General features: G+C 35.4%; 14 protein-coding genes. 9 read left to right on the top strand and 5 right to left on the bottom strand.

Features of this window, described 5'->3' with window-relative positions:
- Positions 1-151: 151 nt before the first annotated feature.
- The 6 genes from J8M14_RS05565 to J8M14_RS05545 all read left to right on the top strand — a co-directional run bounded on the left by J8M14_RS05565 (position 152) and on the right by J8M14_RS05545 (position 18,333).
- On the top strand, positions 152-3,451 hold the full coding sequence (locus tag J8M14_RS05565; protein ID WP_211073589.1) for a cellulase family glycosylhydrolase: 3,300 nt from the start codon (positions 152-154) through the stop codon (positions 3,449-3,451).
- Positions 3,452-3,522: 71 nt separating this feature from the next.
- The gene (locus J8M14_RS05560) at positions 3,523-5,679 is read left to right on the top strand and encodes a polysaccharide lyase (protein WP_211073588.1); all 2,157 of its coding nucleotides are present in this window, start codon (positions 3,523-3,525) and stop codon (positions 5,677-5,679) included.
- An 88-nt stretch (positions 5,680-5,767) separates the two neighbouring features.
- Positions 5,768-5,902 carry a hypothetical protein gene (locus J8M14_RS23265; RefSeq protein ID WP_282100235.1) on the top strand — a complete coding sequence of 45 codons (135 nt, stop codon included), beginning with the start codon at positions 5,768-5,770 and terminating at the stop codon, positions 5,900-5,902.
- A 55-nt stretch (positions 5,903-5,957) separates the two neighbouring features.
- Positions 5,958-11,174 (top strand): Ig-like domain-containing protein, encoded by a 5,217-nt coding sequence (locus J8M14_RS05555; RefSeq protein WP_211073587.1) that lies wholly within the window; start codon positions 5,958-5,960, stop codon positions 11,172-11,174.
- A gap of 512 nt (positions 11,175-11,686) precedes the next feature.
- Complete coding sequence (locus tag J8M14_RS05550; RefSeq protein WP_211073586.1) at positions 11,687-13,450, top strand: Ig-like domain-containing protein; 1,764 nt, start codon at positions 11,687-11,689, stop codon at positions 13,448-13,450.
- Positions 13,451-13,842: 392 nt separating this feature from the next.
- Positions 13,843-18,333 (top strand): G8 domain-containing protein, encoded by a 4,491-nt coding sequence (locus tag J8M14_RS05545; protein ID WP_211073585.1) that lies wholly within the window; start codon positions 13,843-13,845, stop codon positions 18,331-18,333.
- Between the two features lie 92 nt (positions 18,334-18,425).
- On the opposite strand, the gene J8M14_RS05540 is transcribed toward J8M14_RS05545, so the two are convergent.
- From J8M14_RS05540 to epsC, 5 genes are all read right to left on the bottom strand, one after another.
- Positions 18,426-18,950: a DinB family protein gene (locus J8M14_RS05540; protein WP_211073584.1), complete on the bottom strand. Its 525-nt coding sequence runs from the start codon at positions 18,948-18,950 to the stop codon at positions 18,426-18,428.
- A gap of 107 nt (positions 18,951-19,057) precedes the next feature.
- Complete coding sequence (locus tag J8M14_RS05535; protein ID WP_211073583.1) at positions 19,058-19,393, bottom strand: n-acetylglutamate synthase; 336 nt, start codon at positions 19,391-19,393, stop codon at positions 19,058-19,060.
- 79 nt (positions 19,394-19,472) lie between these two features.
- Positions 19,473-21,458, bottom strand: a complete 1,986-nt coding sequence (gene pulA, locus J8M14_RS05530; RefSeq protein WP_211073582.1) for a type I pullulanase — start codon at positions 21,456-21,458, stop codon at positions 19,473-19,475.
- 56 nt (positions 21,459-21,514) lie between these two features.
- Positions 21,515-22,399: a cysteine synthase CysM gene (gene cysM, locus J8M14_RS05525; protein ID WP_211073581.1), complete on the bottom strand. Its 885-nt coding sequence runs from the start codon at positions 22,397-22,399 to the stop codon at positions 21,515-21,517.
- The gene (gene epsC / locus J8M14_RS05520) at positions 22,400-23,191 is read right to left on the bottom strand and encodes a serine O-acetyltransferase EpsC (RefSeq protein ID WP_211073580.1); all 792 of its coding nucleotides are present in this window, start codon (positions 23,189-23,191) and stop codon (positions 22,400-22,402) included.
- 334 nt (positions 23,192-23,525) lie between these two features.
- Here epsC and J8M14_RS05515 point away from each other — a divergent pair, with 334 nt between their 5' ends.
- The 3 genes from J8M14_RS05515 (at position 23,526) to gap (ending at position 25,927) form a co-directional block, all read left to right on the top strand.
- The gene (locus J8M14_RS05515) at positions 23,526-23,945 is read left to right on the top strand and encodes a CBS domain-containing protein (RefSeq protein WP_211073579.1); all 420 of its coding nucleotides are present in this window, start codon (positions 23,526-23,528) and stop codon (positions 23,943-23,945) included.
- A gap of 197 nt (positions 23,946-24,142) precedes the next feature.
- Positions 24,143-24,823, top strand: a complete 681-nt coding sequence (locus J8M14_RS05510) for a DUF2461 domain-containing protein (protein ID WP_211073578.1) — start codon at positions 24,143-24,145, stop codon at positions 24,821-24,823.
- Between the two features lie 114 nt (positions 24,824-24,937).
- Positions 24,938-25,927, top strand: a complete 990-nt coding sequence (gap, locus tag J8M14_RS05505; protein WP_211073577.1) for a type I glyceraldehyde-3-phosphate dehydrogenase — start codon at positions 24,938-24,940, stop codon at positions 25,925-25,927.
- Positions 25,928-25,938: the final 11 nt, after the last annotated feature.

The raw sequence follows: 25,938 nt of genomic DNA, 5'->3' as shown, positions 1-25,938 counted from the left end.
TTTATGTATTGCATATTGGTTTTGCACTTTTGCATTGCTAATATTTAAAAGGATATTTTGGTCTATACAAAAGATATTCCATCAATTAGATGATATTATTTGTTATGGATTATAAACCATATTTTATAACTAATCACAAACTCACTACATCATGAAAATTAAAGGAAAATACCTTTATGCCTTAAAACCTATTGCTAAACATTTAGTCTTCGTTTTTTTATTATCATATTCTACTATTTTTGCTCAGTCACCAGTAGAAAATCATGGTAGATTAAGGGTCAATGGCAACAAAATTGTTGATAAAAACAATGTCCCTACAAGTCTTGCCGGAAACAGTCTCTTTTGGAGTAATGCCGGGGATACTTCTGATTTTTATGATGCCGAAACTGTAAAACATCTTGCAAGCGATTGGAATAGTTCGATTATTCGTGTTGCCATGGGAGTAAAAGAAAGCTGGGATGGCGGTACAGGTTATATAGACAGTCCAAGTTTTCAAAAAAATAAAATTCGAAAGGTAATTGATGCAGCTATAGCCGAAGGAATTTATGTTATTATTGATTGGCATACCCATGAGGCCGAAAACTACACTTCTGAAGCTGCCGATTTCTTTAAAGAAATGGCATCCCTCTATGGCAATCAGCCAAATGTAATTTATGAGGTTTACAATGAGCCTATCAATCAGTCTTGGTCTCAGGTAAAAAGTTATGCCGAAACAGTTATTGCAGCTATTAGATCCGAGGATCCGGATAATTTAATTATCGTAGGATCTCCAACTTGGTCTCAGGATGTAGACGTTGCGTCAAATAACCCAATAAATGATTCTAATACTGCTTATACATTGCATTTTTATTCTGGTACACATACTCAGTTTTTGAGAAATAAAGCACAGACCGCACTTAATAATGGAGTAGCCATTTTTGCAACCGAGTGGGGAGCAGTTAACGCTAATGGAGATGGTAGCGCGGATGTAGCAGAAACAGAAAAATGGATGCAGTTTTTTAAAGACAACGGCATTAGCCACGTAAATTGGGCTGTAAGTGATAAATCAGAAGGATCATCTATTGTACAACCTGGTCAAGGGATCAATGGATTAAAAAATAATCAATTGACATCGACCGGTACTTTTATTAAAGATATTATCGAGAACTGGTCAGAGGATGGAGGAGATCCTGATCCAAGTGGAACTATCAATTGTAATACAGTAAATTGTATTAGAAATGCTATGCAAAACGCACAGCCGGGAGATGAAATCATAATAGCTCCAGGAACCTATGAAGCTCCTGATAAAATAAATATCGGAGGAAGAGCTGCCAGATTTGCCTCAAACAAAAATGGTACATCTGCCAATCCTATTATTATGAGAGCTCTAAACCCTTCAAATCCACCAATATTAAAAGGTGAAGATGGGAAATATGATGGCTATGTATTGCATATGTTAGGGGATCATTGGCAAATAAAAAATATAATTTTTGAAGAAGGTTCTAAAGGAATTGTATTCGATAATGCCAATCGTGGACTTTTAGAAAATGTAACTGTCAGAGAACTGGGAGAAGAAGGAATTCACCTAAGAGATGGATCTAGTTTTAATCTGGTTAAAGATTGTAGGGTATATAATGTTGGTATTAAAAAACCAGGAATTGGTGAAGGATTGTATGTAGGGTCTGATAAAGGACAGCACGATGATTATGAAAGAGAATGTAATAATAATACCATTGATGGTTGTATTGTTGGGCCTAATGTAACTGCTGAAGGTGTTGACGTAAAAGAAGGAACCAAAAATACAATTATTCGTAATTGTACTTTCTCTGCTCAAGGAATATCTGGAGAAAACAGTGCCGATGCTTTTATTGATCTAAAAGGATCTTACGCGTTTGTATATAATAATACTTTTAATCGAGATGGATCTAACATTCTTAATGCTGGGGTTGATTTCTTAGACAGAGGAACTGGATTTAATACAGGGTATCGAAATGCTATTTTTGATAATACGTTTAATTTAGGTAGTAGAGCAAACGAAATCCCAACAGCCAGAAAAAAACAAGGTGATCCATCTGAAATTCACGTGTGGAATAATACACGTAATCCTAACTCACCTGATTTTCCTATCAGTGATGGAACGACAAATTTTGTAACAGAATCTTGTCCTAGCTGGAACATAGTTCCTTGTTCAGGAGGCGGAAATCAAAGCCCTAACGTAAATATTACCTCTCCTTCTAACGGAGCAGATTTTGATACAGGTGCAAATATCCAGATCAATGCCAATGCCAATGATCCTGACGGATCAGTAACTAAAGTAGAGTTTTTTAAAGGAAGTACAAGACTTGGAGAAGATACAACTGCACCATATTCTTATACAATTAATAGTGCTTCGGAAGGAAATTATGCACTAACAGCAAGAGCTACCGACAATGATGGAGCAGTAACGACTTCTAGTATCATAAATGTTACAGTCTCTGGTGATACAGGAGGAAATCAAGCACCAGTAGTTTCGTTTGATTCACCTTCAGGGAATATAGCAGTAGATGAAGGATATAGCCTTTATGTTAAGGTAAATGCATCTGATAGTGACGGAACTATTGCTAATGTAAAACTTTATATAGATAATAATTTTGTAAGACAAGAAAATTTTGATCCTTACGAGTGGGGACATGCTGCATCCCCAAATCCAAATGAAGTAAACAATTTACCAGTTGGAACTCACATTTTTAAAGCAGAAGCAACGGACAACGAAGGAACGACTTCCGAAACAACCTTTACACTAACTGTAAAAAGTGAAGATACCGGTGGAGGCAATGCTTGTGATTTTGGAACACCATTATCCAGCAGTTTACCTGCTTTTGATAAAGGTTCTTATAATAATGTTCATGTTTTAGGAACAAATGGACCGGACCTAAGTAATTTTAGAAGATTTAGAATCAATTGGAATCCTTCTCAAAATGGATTGTATCAATTTGCAATGAATACCAATAATGGAGTTCCGGATTATTATGTGGACTTAAGAAATGTTATGAGCTATAGTTTCAACACTAACAATCCCGATGTCTCCATTTCTAATTCCGGATTTACCGGTTTAGATGGAGATTATTGGGTGGCTAAAGATGGTAATAACTTCGTAATGGTTTCTAAAACAGGTGACTTTACTTTGTATTTTAATAATTCAGGAACCGCACCAAATTGTTCCAATAGAATTGCGGTTTTAGCACCAGGAGGTAAATCAGGAGCTATTAAAGCGTTTCCTAACCCAGTTGAAGGGGACATCATTACGATTTCTAATTTAGAACAGTCAAAAACTACTCTTGAGATTTTAGATATCCAAGGACGAACTATAATTAATGAGTTCGTTCCTGAGAAAGAAATTTCTGTCGATGTTTCTTCTCTAGAAGCAGGATTGTATTTAATTGTCATTAAAGGTCGTAAATACAAAAAGATGACACGTCTCCTAAAGGAATAATATCAGTTAATAATTTTTAAAAAACCGGGTAAATTTATTTTACCCGGTACCTATAACCAAACACCCAAAATATGACTCTTTTCACACAAAGAAACCTAATTTTGATGGTTTCACTATTCGTAACAATTACTTTTTCTGCTCAACAGGATAGGGTATATCAAAATAACTTTGATCATTTGCCTACAGGGCAATATAATGAAGAAGAAATAAAAGAAGCACTAGGGGCTCACTTCTGTAAAGGTGCAGATGAAGGTAGAGTATTTATTTCCGAATTTCAGAATAAAGGAAATGTTTTAAAAGTTAAATATCCTAAAGGAAAAGTAAAAACAAATGATAGTGGTATGCATACCAAAGTCTATTGGGATAGTTACACATCTTTAGACGAATTATATTTCAGTTACCAAGTGTATATACCTGAAGATTTTGAGTTTAGAGCGGGAGCCAAATTACCAGGTTTGGCGTATCAAACTAGTGAAAAAAATATGTCATTACGCCTAATGTGGCGATACGATGGACTTTTAGAATTTTATAATCACTTTAACACAAGACCTTCTTGGGATGGATGGAGAGCTTCTGTAAATTGGAGTTTGATAGAACCATATGAAGAACCCGGAGGACCACAACCAGATCAGGTTAAACTCAAGAAAGGTGCCTGGAACCATATCGAAGTATATCATAAGTTGAACACTCCGGGTCAAAATGATGGTATTATGCGTGGTTGGCTTAATGGAGAATTAGCCATTGATATTATAGATAATAGTGATTATCGTCAAAACGGAGAAGGTGATATAGGAATGAATAACATCTATTTATCCACTTTTTTTGGAGGAAGTAGTGACGATTATAAACCTACCAAAGATCTCTATGCCTATTTTGATAATTTCATAGTATCAAAAACAAGAATTGGATATGATGGAGGTGTAAATAATCCAGGAGGAAGTAATCAATTGCCATCGGTGTCTTTTAAAACACCATCGACTAATTCTACCATACAGGAAGGATATTCAAGTTTTCCGGTAGAAGTCAATGCTTTTGATAACGATGGGAGTATAAGTAATGTGAAATTATATATTGATGACGAATTAATCCGCCAGGAAAATATAGCACCATATACTTGGGGTAATGACAGAAATGCAAATGAATTACTTGGTCTAACGGTTGGTAACCATACTTTCAAGGCAGTAGCGACAGATGATAAAGGAGCGACATCTGAAACTACTTTTATTCTAAAGGTAGAAAGGGAAGTTTCTTCATCAGTTCCAGATATATCTTTTATTACTCCAACTGGAAATCTTACAGTAACTCAAGGATATGATCTGGAAGTGGATGTCGATGCAAAAGATAGAGATGGATCAATAGCTGATGTGAAATTATATATTAATAATAATTTTATAAGAAAAGAAAGAAAAGCTCCTTATACCTGGGGGCATTCCGGCTCTCCTGACCCCGAAGAATTAAATGGTCTAGAAGCAGGAGTATATACGATCAAAGCTGTTGCTACTGATAATGAAGGAAAAACAAATCAAGCTACTTTAACACTTACAGTCGAAAATAGTACTGCCTGTTCCTTTTTACTACCAGATTCAAAAGGGCTTAAGGCTTTGGATAACGTACACTATAACTATGCTCATATTATGGGAGGAAAAAGTTCTACGTTTTTAAGCAATTTTGTTAGCATTTCGATTAAATGGAACCCTAAATATAACGGACTATACAAGCTTGCTTTTCAGACCAACAACGGATCACCAGATTGGTATATAGATTATAGTAAGACAGCCGATTTTCAACTGAGGGATGCGAATCCAGAGATAACATTAAAAAATACAGGTTTTGAGGGGCTTGATGATGATTATTGGGTAACCATGGACAATGGAGAATTAGTATTAAAGTCTAAAAATAGCCAAACACTAATTTGTTTTAGCAATTCTGCTCAACCACCAGTGTGTATGAGCGGGAAAAGCCAAAAAGTAATTTCAATTGATAATACCAAAAATTCATTAGTATACCCCAATCCAGTTATAGACATTTTATCTATTGATGATTTGCCTAGGTCGGCATATCAGATAGAGATATATGATTTTAATGGTAAAAAGGTTTTTTCTAAACCAATTTCATCAAATCAATCCAAACTAAAACTAGATCTTAATGAACTTCTCTCTGGTTTTTATTTTGTAAAAATTCTATCAAGTCAGCAAGATGTTATTAAAACAAAATTTGCAAAGAACTAAACCCTAAAAATTTTTATAAAAAAGCAGTTACATAATCGATAAAACTGCCTAGGCCACACAAACTATTATATAACTTAACAATTTAGAAATGAAAAAACTCAAATCTCGTATGCTACTCATATCAATTTTGTATGAGGTAAATGCATGGGGTCAGTCTTTAGTGACTCAGCCATTGCATATTCTATCAGATAATGACTCTTCATTCCAACTGGGAGAAACTTAGAAATAAGATTCATTCAGGAAGAGTAAATATCAAAAACACAAACTAACATAAACTCATGATGAAAATAACACATATTTATATCAATAGATTAAAAATTATGATAGGATTGCTGCTATTCATAATTTCAGGAGCTAAGGCGCAGAACTGTAATACTATGATTGATGTCGATTTTAATAATTGGAATAACAGACGATACTCTATTGCAGATTTAAAAAGTGACTTTAATAATGTAAAGCCGTGGACTGCATCTACCTACAGAGGAGTAGAAGGTCCAGGTGCTGCAAATAATTTGATAGAAAACACACCACAGGAGACTAGAATTGTTAATGGAACTTTAAGAGCACAGTATTTAAAGAATGACGCTTCAGGTAGGTCAGGGGGGTTTCTTTTTGACCCTTATTTTGATGCTGTAGATGAAGCGTATTTAGAATATAAAGTAAAATTTGATGATAATTTCTTTTGGGCTACAGGAGGTAAATTACCTGGTTTGGGAGGTTCTACTAGAGGAGTAAATAGCGAAACCACTGGTAGAGGAGCCATTCCATCGGGATGTAAATACAATACAGATGGATGGTCCGCGCGCTTAATGTGGAGAAGAAATAGAGCGCAGACTAATGCACCTTACCTTATTCTTTATAGCTATTTCGCCGACAAACAAAATGGAGAACCTAGAAAGGATGGAGATTGCGGGGATGGAAAAAGAATTTTTTCAAATCTGAAAGACAACAAGTGGTATACAATCCGTCAATATATCAAAATGAACACGCCTGGACAAAGGAACGGTACTGTGATCATGTGGATTGATGGACAAGAAACCTATCGTGATAATAATGCCAAAATTCGTAATTCGGGGAAAAGCAATTTAAAAATCAATGCCTTAATTATGAATACTTATCGAGGGGGAAGCAGAACAGATCCTGTTTGGCATTCACCTAGGACAGAATATACTTTTTTCGACGATTTCAAAGTTTGGACAGGATGTGGCAATCCCCCTGGAGGAGATAATAAACCGCCAACAGTTTCGATTACAAGTCCTAATCAGGCAAACTATAATGCAGGCAGTGATGTTTCGGTAGAGATTAATGCCAATGACCCTGACGGTAGTATCTCAAAACATGAAGTATTTGTAAATGGAACGTTAGTGGATACAGATGGAGCAAGTTATACACCACATCCAATAGTTAATCTTCAACCAGGAAATTACACAGTCAAGGTTGTGGTAACAGATAATAATGGAGCTAAAGGTGAAGCTACAAAAAGTTTTACCGTGAGTAATTCTGATGGTGGAGGTAATGGCGGTGGCGGTAATTGTGATGCTGCATACGAAGAAAAAAATGGTTTGGTGATTATAGAAGCAGAAAATCTATCGGCTTCAGGGAATTGGCAAAAAAAGAGTGCCATTTCTGGTTTTACTGGTGGAGGTTATATAGAATGGACAGGTCCTGATCATTTCAATGACCCAGGTAATGGAGTTATAAATACTAAGATTAAGATTAACTCTGCAGGTAAATATAAAGTTTTGTGGAGATCAAAAGTTGGAGAAGGAAATAGTCCAACAGAAGCAAATGATACTTGGTTAAAATTTCCCGACGCAGATGATTTTTATGGGCAAAAAGGTAGCGAAAGAGTGTATCCTAAAGGATCAGGAAAAACACCACACCCAGAAGGTGCAAGCGGAGAAGGATATCTTAAAGTGTATTCTACAGGAACCACAAATTGGACCTGGGCGACAAAAACAAACGATAACGATCCGCACGATGTTTTTGTAGAGTTTGATTCGCCAGGTGTATACACAATGCTAATATCTGGTCGTTCTAAACACCATATAGTGGATAGAGTAACTTTAAACCGAACAAGTACCAATGCCACAAACTTATCTTTAGAAGAAACTACTTGTGATGGTGATGGTGGCGGAGGTAATAATAGCAGCGCTACTATTACAGGTGAGCGAAAAAAATGGCACAAAGTAACACTAACCTTCAATGGGCCAAATACTTCTGAAACAGCAGGCGATAATCCGTTTTTGAATTATAGATTAAATGTAACTTTTACACACCAAAGCGGTTCTCCGTCTTATGTTGTACCAGGGTATTATGCTGCCGATGGAAATGCTGCACAGACATCTGCATCCAGCGGTAATAAATGGAGAGCTCATTTTGCTCCTGATAAAACAGGAACTTGGAATTACTCAGTGTCTTTTAGAAAAGGAAGCAATGTAGCAGTAAATGATGGTGTTAATGCCGGAACTGCTGCAGGATTTATGAATGGAGAAACTGGGTCATTCAATGTAAGCGCATCTAATAAATCGGGTAGAGATTTTAGAGGAAAAGGACGTTTACAGTATGTAGGAGAACATTATCTGCGTTTTGCCGAAACAGGCGAATATATGATCAAACAAGGACCAGACTCTCCAGAGAATTTATTCGCATATGATGATTTTGATAATACACCTAATGCAGGCAATAGAAGAAAAAACTTCAACCCTCATAAAGGAGATTGGAACAGTGGAGATCCTACTTGGAAAAGTGGTAAAGGAAAAGGATTGATTGGTGCTGTAAACTATATCGCTAGTGAAGGATTAAATTCTATGTCTTTCCTTACGATGAATATTAACGGAGACGATGAGAATGTGTATCCGTATATCGGTGGTAATCAACGTACCCGAATGGATGTTTCTAAAATGGCACAATGGGCAATTGTGATAGAACATATGCAGCAAAATGGAATTTTTGCTCATTTTAAAACTCAGGAAACTGAGAATGAAACACTTTTGGATAATGGTAACACAGGAACACAACGTAAACTATATTATCGTGAATTAATTGCGAGATTTGGCCACAATTTGGCATTAAATTGGAACTTAGGAGAAGAAAATGGTGGTGGACCGCAAGCAGTAGATCAATCACCTGCGCAGGAAAGAGCAATGGCAGATTATTTTTATAAGAATGATCCGTATCGTCACCATGTGGTTATTCATAAACATCCAAATGATTTTCCGGAATATTTGCTCGGAAATCAATCGAGACTTACTGGATTTTCGTTACAAACAAACAAGTCTGATTTTACAAATGTTTTTAGTAGAGTAAAAGAAGGAATCGATAAATCCAGAAATGAAGGAAAAAAATGGGCAATCGCTTGTGATGAACCAGGTGATGCACAGCATGCAATACGACCAGATAATAATGCAGCGAATTCTCATACAGATGGTAGAAAAAATGCAATGTGGGCAACCCTTCTCGCTGGTGGATGGGGAAATGAATGGTATTTCGGGTATCAGAATGCACATTCAGATCTTTCATTGCAAGATTTTAGAAGTAGAGATAAATGGTGGGACTATGGTCGTCACGCCATACGATTTTTTGAAATTACAGACCTTCCTCTGACACAAATGAGAAATAACAATGGGTTGTCTTCTAATAATAATGACTATTGCTATGCAAAACAAGGAGAAGCTTATGTGGTATATCTAAAAAATGGGGGATCAACAAATCTGAACTTAAACGGTCAAAGTGGGCAATTTAATGTAAAGTGGTATAACCCTCGAAATGGTGGAAACTTAGTAAATGGTTCTGTGACCACTGTCAATGGAGGAGGAAACAGATCGCTTGGTAATGCTCCAAATAGCACAGGTAGCGATTGGGTAATTGTAATCACTAAAAATGATTCGAACCCGACGGAGAATGAACCTCCATCTGTTTCTTTTGCTACACCAACAGGAAATACTTCTGTACAAGTCGGATATACTAGTTTTGAAGTTACTGTAAATGCTACAGATAGTGATGGTTCAGTAAGTAATGTAAAATTATTTGTAGATGGAAATCTAATTCGTGAGGAACTTTTTGCACCATACGACTGGGGAATGGGTGATAACGTATCAGAACTTTTAGGTCTACCAGTGGGTGAGCACACAATCAGAGCTGAGGCGACAGATGATGATGGAGCAACAACGAGTAAAAGCTTTACATTGACAGTAGACGGGGCTTCTGGTAATCAAGCTCCACAGGTTTCTTTGACAAACCCATCTCAGGAGAATCAGGAATATATACTTGGAGAAACTATTTCATTAAGTGCCAATGCATCAGATGCTGAAGGAAGTATTGAAAAAGTAAACTTCAAAATTAGTGGTTCATATTTCAAACAAGATCAAACTGCTCCTTATAGCGTGTCCTGGACACCAACAGCTGCAGGAACTTATACGGTTGGAGCAAGAGCTTTTGAAGCTGGCCAGGAAGGACTTTCTACAGAAGTATCCAGAACAGTCATCATTAAGGAAGAAACTGGTAATCAATTACCAAGCGTTTCTTTTGCTACACCTTCAGGTAATCTTACTGTGGATGAAGGGTATGATTTAACAGTACTAGTAAATGCCAATGACACGGATGGAACTATATCTAATGTAAAACTATACATTAACAATGCTCTTGTGCGACAAGAAAACTTTGCTCCGTACGAATGGGGTCACGATGGTTCGCCTAATCCTGAAGAAGTTAATGGTCTTTCCGTTGGGACATATACTTTTAAAGCGATAGCAACAGATAATGATGGTAATACAGCTCAGGACACTTTCACTTTAACTATACAAAGTAATGATGGAGGTGGGAATAATGGAAGTTGTTCCTTCGGAACACCAATTTCTAGTGGTATTCCGGCAATGGATAATATTTCATATTCATATGTTCATGTTCTGGGACAAGGAGGTCCTGACCTTAGTAATTTTAGAGAGTTCTCAATCAATTGGAACCCTACTTATAATGGACTTTATAAGTTTGCTATTAATACTAATAACGGAGTTCCAAACTGGTATGTGAATTTCTCTGATACCATGACTTATCAGCTAAATAGTACTAGCCCTGAAGTAACTCTGTCTAACACTGGTTTTGCAGGATTAGATGGTGCTTATTGGGTGGTAAAAGATGGTGACAACTTTGTGATGGTATCTAAAAATAGTGAATTCACACTTTATTTTAGTAATTCTACTCAAGCTCCATCTTGTGCTGTTAGACTAAGTAAAATTTCAATATCTCAAAAAAGTTCTAAAAGTATAAAGCTACACCCTAATCCTGTTAAAAGCGATATGCTATCTATTGAAGGGTTAGAACAACAAGAAGTCTTAATACAAGTATTTAATATTGTTGGCCGTAGACTAATAGATAAAAAGGTAGTTAATACCGATGATTATCAATTATTTGTGGCTCCTCTTGAAGCCGGTAGCTATATTCTAAATATAAAGGGTAATGGTATTAATAAATCATTGCATTTCATAAAAGAATAGTAAGAGAAATTATTCAAAAAAGTATGCCTGGCCCCAATTTCTATGAAGAAGGGGCTGGGTTTAACTTCATAAATGTTCTATATAATAATATTTAGTGTCTATTAGCTAAATAAAATTAGAATTTAAAAAGGATATAACTAACAATGATATTGTTTGCCTGGACGAAGAGTTTTACATACGTAGGCAAAGGGAATAAAAGTATATCAGTTGTCTATAGAAACATTAGAAACAGGTGGTTATATCTTAAATATAAAAGGGAATGGTATTAATAAATCATTGTACTTTCTAAAAGAATGAGCTATAAGGTATCTTGGCCTTTAAACACTAAAGGCTAAGATTTCTTAGAAAGTTTACAAAATCTAGCGGTTAATTTAATTCAAAACAGATGAGCTACAATTACACCTGTTAATTTCATTGAGTTGTTAAGAAAACATCATTGATTTATATGGTGAAATATTTTCTGAAAATGAATGCTAATCCTCAAAACCGAAACGAATAAAAACCCAAAAATCATGAAACAGAAAAAGATTCTTTTACTCATAATGTTGGTCTTTTCTATAGGAACAGTACTAGCACAATGGAACCCAAGACCTAGTTGGAAAGATAGTTACAAAGCTAATGGTTATTGCTTTTGTGATAGTAATTTCGATCATGGAATCAGTAATAAAAAAGTAACTATAAATGGTAATAAATATAGTGTAAGAGATATTTGCAATGAACTAGAGAAACATCCAAGATATCGAAAATTTAGAAGTAGTGATATTCCTTATAATGATATTCAATGTGGTAATGGTCCTGCCAATGATGCAGGAGATGAAGATCCTGACGCCTGTCCCGGTCGTGTTGATCAGGGACCATCTGGGTGTCAAACAATAGGTCCTAAATGGGATATGAATTGGTTAAGAAGTAGACCCCGGTTTGGAGGCGGAAATAGTAGACCTTCAGTTTCTTTTAAGACACCTTCTGGCAATGCAACAGTCCAGGAAGGATACACTAGTTTTGATATTGAGGTGAATGCTTCAGATGTTGATGGATCCATCAGTAATGTAAAATTATTTGTAAATGGAAATCTCATTCGCCAGGAAAATATAGCTCCATATACCTGGGGTAATGGAAGTAATGCAAATGAGTTATTAGGTTTGTCAATAGGCAATCATTCGATTAGAGCAGTAGCAACTGACAATGATGGTGCCACAGCTGAAGCTACCATTACCTTAAAGGTAGAAGGTGAGGTTTCCACAATGAATCCTGTTGTTTCTTTTGTGAAACCTTCAGGGGATTTAAATGTTCAGGAAGGATATGATATGGAGGTCGAAGTCAATGCCACCGATCAGGATGGAACCATAAATAATGTCAGATTGTATATTAATAATAACTTAGTGAGACAAGAAAATGTCTTTCCATATACTTGGGGGCATGCTACTTCTCCTAATCCCGAAGAAGTTAATGGACTTTCTCCTGGCACCTATACGATAAAGGCAGTGGCCACAGATAATGAAGGCAACACAGGAGAAGATAGTTATAGATTAATTGTTCAAAACAATCAACCAGTGACAACAGTCTTAACTCCTATACATGATGCATATCTACAGGGAAATACACGATTTAACAATGCAGATCTTAGGGTAGAATCAGGAAAAAGGATCAGTTATCTGATGTTCGATTTAAACTCAATTGCTGGTACAGTAAGCAGTGCAGAACTTAGGCTCACCGTTGGTTCTGATCCAGGTAATGGTCAAATCAATATATATCTTGGTAATGGTATCGATTGGACAGAAAATAATCTTTCTAATAGTAATAAATCTGGTAGAGGTGCTCTACTAGCTTCCAAAAACACCTCTTTTAACACAAATGGCACTTATGTCTGGGATTTTAATGACTTTACTGCCGGTGACAAAGTAAGTTTAATTGTGGAGCATACTTCAGGAAATGATGTAAGTTTCTGGTCAAAGGAAGGAAATAAAAAACCGCAACTTGTAGTTACAACAAATGGTAGTAGACGAGTGGAGGTATTATCGAGCAAAGAAACTGATAAAATTAAAATTTCTATGCATCCCAACCCATCGAAAGATGTCGTCTTTTTACGTGACTTTCCATCTTCAACCTATCAAGTAAATGTTTATGATTTTCAAGGAAAAGAAATTTCAACCAAAAAAATAAATAAAGATCAGTCTCAGATTAGGTTAGATGTGCAAGACCTTGAGTCAGGTTTGTATTTCGTAAAAGTGTTCTCTAGTAATAAAAAAGCTTTAAAAACAAGATTTCTCAAACTATAAACTTGGAGTATTATTCAAAAAAATAGAAGTAGTAAACGTTTACCAATTACTTATAGAAATATCAGAAGCGGGTAGTTGTATCTTAAATATTATGGAGAATAGTATTAATAAATCATTGCATTTTATAAAACAGCAACTATGATTTTAGTTCATAATCCATCAGGAAATCTTAAGATTTCCTGATGGATTTATCCAAACCTTTAAAAGCATAAATAATTTATAAAATCAATGAATTATACTAAAAAAAACCTGCATTCAAAGATCAAAAAAAAACATATAAAAATCATGAAAGGACTCTCAAAAAATCGAATTGATTTTAAAAGTAAAATCGAGATAAAATAAACTTAACATATTTACTAACACACAACGTATAATACATTAACTAACACATCATGAATGCTATCACCACAAATCGATTAACCCCTAAAAAAGAATTTTCTTTTCGAAGACAACTACTAGTTTTAACGCTATTAAGTTGTGCTATATTTTATGCTAATACTATTTTTAGAACTGATTCATTTTCCACAAACACTCCGCCAAAGGTCACATCTTCCATTGATTGCGCACCACCTGCTAATTTAGCAGCTATACAACCCGTAGCTGATGGGTTGTGGTCTGAACCGAGTATATGGCCAGGAAATAAATTGCCAACCGAAAATGATGATGTAACAATACCAGTCGGTAGAAAAGTAACACTAGTAGGAACATGCCGTGCAAAAACTATTAGGGTTAATGGTATATTAAATGCTGTTAACTGGCAGAATGAAGGAGCATGGATTAATTTAGAAACTCAAAGTATTATGGTTTCCGGAAAAATGGAAATCGGTACAGCAGCCCAACCGTATGCCGCCACGGAAAAATGTGTAATAACTTTAACAGGCGGTAAACAGAATAATGCACCAGCATCCTATAAAGCCATTATGGTTATGGGCGGGGGTCGATTAGAGCTACACGGAAAGAAAAGAATGAGCTGGACCAACCTTTCTACTACTGCAAATGCAGGAGCTACCCAAATCACCTTAAAAGAAGCTGTTGATTGGGAAGTAGGGGATCAAATTGCACTGACTGCTACCGGTTTGGCTACTAATAGCGGAAAAGCCTGGAACGATGTTGATGAAGCTGAAATTATTGCCATTAGTGGCAATAGAAGAACACTTACATTAAAAGATCCGTTACAATATAAGCATATAGGAGGATCAAAATCATACACCAGAGCAAGAGATGGAAAAACCTGGGATGTGAATATCCAGGGTGAAGTAGGCTTATTATCCCATTATATCAAAATCCAGGGTAAAATGGATGGGAATAATGAAGAAACAGGATTTGGAGGTCATATTATGTTGATGAAGAATTCTACGGCTCATGCAGAAAATATAGAGCTGTATAAAATGGGACAGAAAGCAGTTTTAGGAAGATACCCATTTCACTGGCATTTAAATGAAGATAAAGCACAAGGCAGTTATTTAAGAAATAGTAGTGTGCATAAATCATTTAATAGAGCGGTAACGATTCACGGTACAGATTATGTGACGGTTGATGGTGTTTTTGCCTATGATCAAATAGGCCATGGTATTTTTTTAGAAGATGGAGCTGAACGCTTTAATACCATTAAGAATAATGTTGTATTTGTAACAAGAAGACCTAGACCGGGAGAAGAGCTAACGCCTTCTGACAATTCACACAATCAGCCTCAAAATAGGACACCAGCTTCTTATTGGATCACGAACCCTAATAATTATTTTGAAAATAATGTGGCTGCAGGAACCGAAGGAACAGGATTTTGGTTTGCTTTTCCAGAAAAGCCGATGTTTGATTCAGGGAATTTACCGTATTACCAAGGCTTGAACCCATCAAAGGAACCTCTAGGAAGTTTTAAAGGTTTTGTAGCGCATACGTGTATGACAGGATGGGATGTTTTTGACAGGCTAAACCCTGATCATTCTCTTAAAGCAAACTGGGGTTGGGATGTAAATAGCAGACAATTGATAAAAGATGGATTGTTCTATGGAAACGACCAGGCACTGTATTGTGGATTAGGTGTAGGAGGTACTAATAGAAACACCGTTTTTTATAATTGTGCTTTCAGTGATAATAAAACAGGCTCTATGTTGGCCGGTGATCTTACCATAGAAAATAGTCTCTTCAATGCAGATTCTGATTTAGGGGTTTTTAACGGTACTAGAGAATTCTTCAGGTTTTATGATGGTCCTGGTAGACACCACGACTGTCATTTTGAAGGATGGGATCGCTCAAATTCAGAAATGATCAAGCAAATTACAGGAGGAGGAGCAACAGAAAATTTCAATCCTACTTTTAGAGGAACTACCAAAGGATTTTCAGAACCTTTTCCATTCAGATTTTTCCCGTTACCTAACACAGATGCTACACGTGCAAGGAAAGTTGGTCAATTTTTTAAAGATTATGATGGTGGGTTGACTGGTAAAGCACATACTACGCTGATAAGGGATATTCCATTTTTAACTGATGGACATGAGTACAGACATCCTTCCTGGAGGAATGCGGCTCGATCCGATTATTATTTCGCCGGATTGTGGTTTGCTAGAATTAATGCAAGCGGAGTGCGCATGTCAATAGTACGTTCTAAACCAGGAACAGAAGACGTGTGTTTTTATGAATCTGGAAGTCAGTCATCCGGAACATATAAGTTCCCAATGATTGTGAATGAAGGATTTTTATATACATATTATTTTGATAAGGCTCCGGCAAATAGAAGTATACATGTTATTTGGAATAGAGGAGACGCAGGAGATTTAGGATATGCACGTTTTAAAGGTTTAGGAAAACTGGGTAATTTTAGAGTAAATGGTATTCCACGTTTGAATTCTGTTTCGGCGGTAGAGAATGCTACAAATAATGCATACTATATTGCAGGAAATGGCGATGTATACGTAAAATTTAGAGCTGCTGAAGGTGATAACCGGGTAAACATTTTCTTTGATTGGGATAATAATGGAAGCTTTCAGCCTGCTGCTCTACCTTGTACGACCAATGACCTTGATGGTGCCACTGCCGATGATGATGATGGAGATGGGAGACCAAATATTGTAGAAACCGATAACTGTGGTAATCCAAATAATGCCTCAGATCTTAATTTTGGGTTTAATAGAACTTCAGAAAGTTTTCAACGATTTAATACTGCTGCGGCAAATACAAGTAGTGAAGAACATTGGTTAATCAGAGCAGATAATTCTAATGATCCATATGTTGTAAGAAACGGTTTAAAATTCCAAGGGAATCAAGTACCACAATTAAGGATAAGAACTAAATCTGAAACTGCTGGTGCTTTCCAGTTATTCTGGACAACCACAGATCAACCTGGTTTCTCCGCAAGTCGATCGGTTACAGTCTCGCCTCAGACTACAAACGTATTCGAAGAGCTCGTGTTTGATATGAGTAATTTAAATACATGGATGGGAAGAACAATTACTCAAATTCGACTGGATTTTCCACCTGATCCTTCGGCTAATAGACATACTTGGATTGATTACATTCACGGTCCGAATGCATCAGATGAACCATGTAACAATACACCTGAAATTGTATTCACTAGTCCTACCAATACCCAGTTGCAGCAAGGCGATGATTTGGGTGTTGTTGTTGCTGTTACCGAAGGAAGCGTTTCGAATATCAGATTATATCTAAATGATGCGTTTGTTCGACAAGAAGGAGGCGCACCTTACGAATGGGGTACCGCAAACCCCGGTCAAGATGATACTGCTTTAGTAAACCTTGCTTCAGGAAGCTATGTGCTAAAAGCAATTGCAACAAATGATCAAGGAGCATCTACTACAATAACAAAAACAATTACTGTAGTTGGAAGTGGACCAGTATCACCTTCTGTTAGTTTCCAAAGTCCAACTAATAACGAATTTATCGAAGGAGATGATTTGGGTGTTGTTGTTGATGCAAAAGATAGCGATGGAACTATAGCTAACGTTAAACTATATATAAATGATGTATTGATAAGACAAGAAGGATTTGCGCCATACGAATGGGGTACTGCAAACCCTGGCCAAAATGATACTGAATTATTAAACGTTACTGCAGGAACGCAAACTTTAAAGGCTGTAGCAACAGATAATGAAGGCAATACCTCAGAGGCCTCTTTTGTGTTAACAGTTCAAAGCAAACAACCGGTAACAACAATATTAACTCCTATACACGATGCATATCTACAAGGTAATACAAGATTTAACAATGCAGATCTTAGGGTAGAATCAGGAAAAAGGTTCAGTTATCTTATGTTTGATTTAAGTTCAATTGGTGGAACAATAAGCAGTGCAGAACTTAAGCTCACCGTTGGTTCTGATCCGGGTCAGGGTCAAATCAATATATATCATGGTAATGGTATTGAATGGACAGAAAATAATCTTTCTAATAGTAATAAATCTAGTAGAGGTACTCTACTAGCTTCCAAAAATACCTCTTATAATACAAATGGTACTTATATCTGGAATCTTAATAACGTTACTGGTGGTGGCAAAGTAAGTTTAATTGTGGAGCATACTTCAGGAAATGATGTGAGTTTTTGGTCAAAGGAAGGGAATAAAAAGCCAAAACTTGTAGTGACAACAAATGCTAGTAGACAAGCAGATATACTATCAAGTAATGAGGCTGAGAAAACTAAAATTTCTATGCATCCAAACCCGGCAAGAGATGTCGTCTTTTTACGTGATCTGCCTTCTTCGACTTATAAAGTGAGTATATATAGCTTTAATGGAGGAGAAGTTATTTCCCAAAGAATTGATCAAAAAGCATATACTACAGAAGTAAATATAAATGCACTACCTACAGGAATCTATTTTGTAAAGGTGTATGCAAAAAAAGATGCTACAATTGTCACGCGATTATTAAAAGAATAAAATGATTATTTGATAATATAAGATATCCCAGTCTTTTATTGCTAAAGGCTGGGAATTTTATACCAAAAACCTGAATACAGTAATCGTAGCGTTTAAGGTTTTAAAATTCTTAAATATGTTGACCAAGGACCGACTTCAGTAGTATATTGTTTGGCTATAACTCTAGATATTTGAGCAATATGATTGAGATCATGGACTACCCAGGTAGCTAAGAGTTGTGATAAAGTTACTGATCCAAAATCAGGATGTATTCCGGTTTTTTGCAAATCTTCATCAGTTAAATTTGTAGAGATCAATTTTTCAATATTACTTTTTCGTAATTTCTGAAACTCATCTAATAATTGTTTTAGAGTTTTACCCTTACTATTTTCGAATTGAGCAAACCTATCAAACGGTATAAATGTTTTGTCTGGATTGTCAGAAAGAATGATTTCCATTCTTGGAATCCAATCTGTTTTTTCTCCGTGAATGAAGTGACCAATAATATCATAAACACTCCAGGTTTTTTCGCCTTCATTGTTGAAGACCCATTCTTTATCCATGTTTTGTAACATTGTAATAAGAACATTTGGTGTACGCTGGAGAATTTCAATAGATTTATTTAGGTTAAATTTCATTTACTTCATTTTTTTGGTAATCATTACGGTATTAATTTCATTGTCATTATCCTTATTTGAACTATTTAATTTGTTATGAACTCATTTAATTACGCCATTTATTCATTTTATATCTCTTCTAAAATAGAATGACCCTTTGATTTATCTCCACTAGTCCATTGCCATTCTTCTAGTAATCGAATTTTTCCGTTATCCATTACTTCTGGTTTAGAATTGCATATTCCCGTCATTAATTCTCCTTTTTGATTAATTTGATGATAGGTCATTTTAATATTTCCGTATTTATCAACCAATCCTATAAGATGACCTTTTAGAATGTTTGTTCCTTGATATTCACAAGTTAATATATTTGCTGACTGCTTATAATGAAATATCATATCATCAGATACTTCACCATTATCTGAAATTAAAAGAGGTTTGAACTTTTTACCGTTATAATTCATTGCTTTTAGCCAGTTATTTGTTCTTTTTTATATTATAACAAGCTTGTTTATGTTTACCCTATCAAAGCATTAATGTTTTTTATTTCTGAAACAAAACCATCATGGATATGGGTGGTATGGTAACAGCATCAGTAATGGTCTTGGTACCTTCTTGATCAAAATTATCTCCTAAAACTGCTAATTGCCATATACCATCAGGTTTGTATACTGTAGCTTCCGGGTTGTTGTTATACACTACTTGTATTTCTTTCCAGATATCACCATTAGCGTTATTACTAATTTGATAACTGATTAAACCCTTTTCGGTTTCCTGGAATTTTAAATTAGCTCTTACATCATTTGCATTAGTCATCCTGAAAGCCGGATGCGCTTTTCGTAAAGAAATAAGATTTTTATAATACGCTACCACGCTGGCATGAGTTGTTTTTCTTTTCCAATAAATTTGATTGATACTGTCAGGTAAATTATAGGAGTTATGTTCGCCATCTTTAGTACGTAACATTTCTGCTCCTGCATGCATAAAAGCAATTCCTTGTGAAGTCATTACAATAGCATTCGCTAATTTATCCATGGCAATAATTTGTTCTTCTGTAGCATCTTTTCGGGATATCTTTAACTTGTCATATAAGGTATGATTATCATGACAAGAAACATAAGAAACAGATTGCCAAGGCTCATTGGCCCAATACGTATCAGAATAATTAACGGCCTTATAATCAACTTGTGGATGTTCTATTGATCCTACGACTCCCATTTTTACTGAAGCTGAAGTATTTTCAGCACCACTAACAAAACCAGTACTTTTTTCATCAAAAACAGATCCTTTTATCCCATCACGAATATCATCACTAAATGCTGAGGTTTGGGGCATTTTTAGGGTATTCTTTTTTAAGGCTCTTCTTTCTATTGGAAGTGGAGAATCTCCGGCGGTCCAACCTTCACCATATACAAAAATATTAGGATTGACTTCTTTTACTTTCTTAGTAACTTCATTCATAGTTGTGATATCGTGAATGCCCATTAGATCAAATCTAAAGCCGTCTAAATGATATTCTTTTGCCCAATAAGCAACGGATTCTACAATATACTTTCTCATCATAGCTCTATCAGAAGCAGTCTCATTTCCACAAGCAGAAGCATCTGAGGGTTTGCCATCTTCCCATTGTCTATAGTAATATCCCGGAGCTTCCAGATTGAAGTTAGAGTTTTCAGTTCTTCCTGTATGGTTATAAACTACATCTAGGATAACTCCAATTCCATGATCGTGAAAGGTTTTGACCATTTGTTTAAATTCTTTTATCCTTACTTCTGCTTTATATGGATCTGAAGAAAATGAACCTTCAGGAACATTATAGTTTTGTGGATCATAGCCCCAGTTGAATTGAGGTTCATCTAATTTGGTTTCATCGATAGAGTAGTGATCATAGGTTGGAAGTAGGTGAACATGGGTAATTCCTAACTCTTTTATATGATCTATACCAGTCGATATACTATCTAGTACTTTTGTTCCTTGTTCTACCAATCCTAAATATTTCCCAGGCATACTTGAACCGGATTCTGGATGAATGGTCATATCTCTAATATGCAATTCATAAATTATCGCTTCATTTGGGTACGTTAATTTTGGACCTTTATCCTGTTCCCAAGCTTTAGGGTTAGTAGTTTCAAAATCCAAAACCATAGCTCTTTTGCCATTAACTCCAACAGCTTTGGCATAAATACCAGGAGTTTCTTCTAACCATTTGCCATCGATCATGGTTTGATATGTATAATATATACCTTGCTTATCTCCTTCAACTTTTATGACCCAAACCCCATTTTCTGATGGACTCATTTTAAGTGTTTCTATAGGTGTTCCACCATTGCCTTGTTTATATAGATGTAGCTGTACATTTTCTGCCGTAGGTGACCACATTTTAAAAATTGTAGCCTCTTTACTATAATCTAGCCAAAGATCTTTTTCAATAGCAGTTGGATATTCATCATAAGTATTATAAACGATTTTCTTTTCTGAACAGGAACTTAATAAAGTTGATATAAAAAGAATCATAAGAATACGTTTCATATGTATATTTATTTGGTTGGTATTGGTTGGTTAGGAATAATATATTTATAAAAAAGTCATTCAAATAAATCTGAACTCAAGTATCGATCTCCACGATCACAAATAATTGCCACTAAAACACCTTTGTCTAGAGTTTTAGCCAATTTCAAAGCAGCAGTTACGGATCCACCGCTACTCATCCCGGAGAACACACCTTCTTCTTTTGCTAATCTTTTTGCCATTGAGGTTGCTTCTTCCTGACTAACTTCAATGACTTGATCTACTTTATCCGGATTAAAAATTTTAGGCAGATATTCCTTAGGCCATTTGCGAATACCCGGAATTCTGGATTCATCGGTTGGTTGTACACCAACAATTTGTATATCCTTTGATTGTTCTTTTAGATATGTTGATGTCCCCATAATGGTTCCTGTAGTGCCCATTGATGATACAAAATGTGTGATTTCACCTTCGGTATCTTTCCATATTTCAGGTCCTGTGGTTTTATAATGCGCTTTCCAATTATCATCATTGGCAAATTGGTTAAGCATTGTATACCCTTCATTGTTTACTTTGGCTTCTGCATAATCACGAGCTCCTTCAATACCAACATCCGATGAAGTTAAAGTGACTTTAGCTCCATAAGCTCGCATGGTTTGTACCCGTTCTTTGGTAGAATTTTCAGGCATCACCAGTTCGATATTTAGTTTAAAAATCCCTGCAATCATAGCCAAAGCAATACCTGTGTTACCACTCGTAGCTTCAATAAGCTTGCTGTTTTGATCTATATCTCCACGATCTAATGCAGATTTGATCATATTATATGCCGCACGGTCTTTAACGCTTCCTCCTGGATTGTGGCCTTCAAGTTTTAGATATAAAGTAATATTAGGGTTGTCAATTAAGGAAGAAGCCTTTACTAAAGGCGTATTTCCTACAAGGTCAAGAATACTATGTGACATTTACACTACTTTTTTAATCTTTATCTCTGAAGTATTGGAGATAATTGAATTTTCAGGTACTGAAGATGTGATCCAAGCGTTACCTCCAATAGTACTATTTGCTCCAATAATCGTGTTTCCACCTAGAATTGTAGCATTAGCATATATGGTTACATTATCTTCTACGGTAGGATGACGTTTTACATTTCTAAGTTTTCGGTCGACATATAACCCTCCAAGAGTAACACCTTGATAGATTTTTACGTTGTTTTTGATGATCACGGTCTCGCCAATAACGATTCCTGTAGCATGATCTATAAAAAATGAATCTCCTATTTCCGCTCCTGGATTGATATCTGTGCCTGTTAATCTATGCGAATATTCTGTCATTAACCTTGGTACTAGCGGTAAACCAAATTTCAATAACTCGTGGCTTAATCTATATATTGCAATAGCATAAAACCCTGGATAGGCCATGTAAATTTCTTCAATAGAGTTAGCTGCAGGATCACTTTTCATAAATGCTTGCGCATCGAGATTTAGTTTCTGAAGTATATCAGGTAATGTTTCTAGATACGATTGCCATAATTTACTACAAGGTTTCTCGGTCTCCCAGCATGCAAGGTCTACCAATTCTTCAAAGGTCTTTTCAAGAATATCAATATTTTTTGCAACTTCAGTATCACTATCAAATAAGGTGTAGAATAATAAGTTGGTAAAATATTCGGTTCTCTCCTTAAGTTTATATTTCAGATTTGGGTTCTTTTTTTGCTTTTCAATTTTAGCAATAATCAGATCTCTTTCTTTAGACATAGCAAGTGTTTTGAAAACTCTAGTAAATATATAGAATAAAGAATACATAAGTCTTAATAAGTGCTAAATCCTTACATTTTTAAAATAATAATAACAAACTGAGGTTTAAATTCAGATTTATCTATAAAATTAGGTTAAAACGCTAAACAGAATATCAAGAAAATTAAGTTCTGACCAAAATGGATAAACCATATTTTAGAAAACCAAAACTATGGTTTAAGAGATTTTTTGCTTTACTGATTTAAGAATACTTTTTTGGGTTACCAGCTGATATTTGTCATTATTAATGAGAGTAGGCGATCTTATATTTGATAAACAATTTAAATTGACTCAAATGAAAAAACGAACTCCAGTTTCCAAAATTATGACTTCTGATGTAATAACGCTAAATTCTACAAATAGCTTAGAAACAGCAGAAATGTTATTTAAGAAAAACAATATCCGTCATATACCAGTAGTAAAGGGCGATACAATTGTTGGAATGTTAAGCTATACAGATTTACTGCGTATAAGTTTTGCTGATAATATTAATGAACACGAACACGATGTAGATACGATTGTTTATGAAATGTTTACTATAGAACAAGTAATGGCAAAAAATCTTGTGAGTGTAAATTCAACTACTACTATAAAGGAAGTTGCAGAAATATTGGCTAAAAAAGAATTTCATGCATTACCTGTTGTGGATGATAATAAGTTGGTAGGAATAGTAACAACCACGGATTTAATCAATTATTTGTTGGAGCAATTCTAAGTATTTGATTGATAAAAGTCGTACTTAAATGATTATAATTTAAGATTAGTGACCTTTCTGATAGACAGTACTGTTCTTTTATTAGGTTAATATAATGCAAGATGAAGGAAAAGTATAGGTCGTTATATTGCATAAATTTTAGTTAAACTTCAATTCAGAAAACAGATTTTAGTACTTTTAGATCAAAGTAATTTTATATGAGTACCATACCAAAATCGACCTTTGAATTTTTAAAAGATCTCAAAAAAAATAACCATCGTGATTGGATGACTGAGCACAAGAAGCGTTATCAAGCAGGAGAAAAGGAGTTAAAGACCTTTTACGCTGCTGTAGTAGAACGATTAAATGAAAAGGATGAGATTGAAAAGACAAAAGTATTTAGAATCAATCGAGATGTGCGTTTTAGTAAGGATAAAACGCCTTATAATGTGCATAGAAGTGTAAGTTTTAGTAGAGCAGGGGCACATAGAAGAGGAGGTTATTATTTAAGGCTGGAGCCAGGTAATTCATTAATGGCAGGAGGTTTCTTCAGTCCGGAACCAGCTGATTTACTTCGTATCCGAAAGGAGTTTGAGATGGATGATCAAGAAATTAGAGAAATATTAGCTAATCCTGAATTCAAAAAAGCTTTTGGAGGTTTCAACAACCAATATCAGGTTAAAACGGCTCCTAAAGGATTTAGCAAGGATCATCCTAATATAGATTTGATTAAAAATAAATCATTTTTTGTGGAACATGCATTTACCGATGCAGAGGTTTTTGCACCCGATTTTCTGGATAAAGTTGTCCATCATTTCGAATTGCTCAGACCATATTTTGATTATATGAGTGATGTATTGACAACTGACCTTAATGGAGTTTCATTATTAGAAGATTAAATCGTTAAGTTTAGCATAAAAAAAGTAATTATACTCTCTTTTTTACGACATTACAGATGGAAATTATAACACTATAATTTCATCATTTTTTTACCAACAAAAATAATGTAGTACATGAAAAGAATAGCGATTAATGGGTTCGGAAGAATCGGAAGAGCTGCCCTTAAAGTAATTATGGAAGAACCTGGTTTACAGGTGGTGGCGGTAAACGACCTAATGTCAATTGAAAATGCTCAATATCTCCTTAAATACGATAGTGTGTATGGAATTTATGATAAAGAAATAAATATTAGGGGAGACCATTTAATTGTGGATGGACAAGAGATTACATATTTTAATCAAAGAGATCCTGAACAATTACCTTGGAAGGAACATGACATTGATGTAGTCATTGAGAGTACCGGTTTTTTTACCAATAGAGAGGATGCAGAGAAGCATATTAAAGCTGGAGCGACAAATGTAGTAATTTCAGGACCCACAAAAAGTAAGGATACACCAACCGTGGTACATGGAGTGAATACAGAAGATGGTAAAACTGCCATATTCTCCTGTGCAAGCTGTACTACAAATAATATAAGTCCGGTGGTAGAAATATTAGGAAGAACCATTGGCGTTAAAAAAGCAATCTTAAATACGATTCATGCTTACACAGCTTCTCAGACTTTGGTAGATGCACCATCAAAGAAAAATCCTAGAATGGGAAGGGCAGGAGCAATAAATCTAACTCCTACAACTACCGGTGCTGCCATTGCTACTACTAAAGCACTTCCACAATACGAAGGAAAATTCGATGGAGTTGCCATTCGTACACCGGTCCCTGTAGGTTCTATTAGCGATGTTACCTTTATTGCTGAAAGAAATACTACTCCAGAGGAAATTAATAAGATCCTTGAAAAAGAAGCCAATACAGATCGGTATGCCAAAGTATTGGATGTAACTTATGAACCCATTGTATCTTCAGATATTCAACAAAATCCTTATGCAGCTACTGTGGATGCTTCTTTGACACGTGTGGTAGACGGAGATTTAGTAAAAATTATGATATGGTATGATAATGAATGGGGTTTTACTAATCAGATGATTCGACAAATACTCGAATTGTAATAATTTTAACA

It is taken from the genome of Aquimarina sp. MMG016, assembly GCF_018100805.1.
In the GTDB taxonomy this organism is placed as follows: domain Bacteria; phylum Bacteroidota; class Bacteroidia; order Flavobacteriales; family Flavobacteriaceae; genus Aquimarina.
Note: the sequence above shows the minus strand (reverse complement) of the source record. Positions and strands in the feature narration are given on the sequence as shown.